The sequence below is a fragment of the Neorhizobium sp. LMR1-1-1.1 genome (assembly GCF_040675795.1).
Classification (GTDB): domain Bacteria; phylum Pseudomonadota; class Alphaproteobacteria; order Rhizobiales; family Rhizobiaceae; genus Neorhizobium; species Neorhizobium cellulosilyticum.
This window is the reverse complement of the sequence record NZ_JBEGHE010000077.1, coordinates 1-626: the sequence shown is the minus strand read 5'-3', so window position 1 is coordinate 626 and position 626 is coordinate 1. Positions and strand designations below refer to the sequence as shown.

The following is a 626-nucleotide window of genomic DNA, read 5'->3' as shown; positions in this document are numbered from 1 at the left end:
AAGCAAAGGGTGATGCACAGCAGGCCAAGGGTGAAGCCAAGGACGCGGTGGAAAAGGTCGTCGACAAGACCTGATCGTTCCTGCCACAGAATGAGTGATGGCCCGCAAACGCGGGCCATTTTTTATGTCACTCTGGCAAAGGCTCGGCAGCTTCTGGGCCGCCCGCGGGCTGGTCGGTTGGTTTGGCCACTTCACTTGCAGGGCTATTTGTCTCTGCCGCCGGATTGCCTCTGCCGCTGGACGCCACCGGCTGACGTGTCGCGTGTCTCCTGCGTAGGGCTCCGCAATGTTTGACGCCCTTCGCCGGTGTCCGCATCGCTGATAGACGGCGGATGGAGAAAGACCTCACGCTTCTCGCGTTCGCCCAAGGCCTCGACGTTCGCTTGCCAGAATGCGTCAGCATCCATCGGGTCCTTGTCCCATTCGCGAATATTGACGATGTTGTCGTCCACTTTCGTCAGCCGTCTGCCACCTAACTCCAGATATCCCATCGCTGTATGGTAAGATGGTGTCTGCAAACTATCGTTGGGCTGCGGGTCAAGATCTTCCGTCCTGCCCAGGATCTGCAGGAGCGAGTCGTGCTCGGGCTTGCCGACGCTCACCTCAAGAAACCGATCTATGGTGCT

The 626-nt window shown here is 58.8% G+C and carries 1 protein-coding gene; it reads right to left on the bottom strand.

Annotation, left to right across the window (positions count from 1 at the left end; all coding sequences use genetic code 11):
• Positions 1-203: 203 nt before the first annotated feature.
• On the bottom strand, positions 204-626 hold a 423-nt coding region (locus tag MRBLMR1_RS28270; protein ID WP_500067054.1), incomplete at its 5' end, for a hypothetical protein.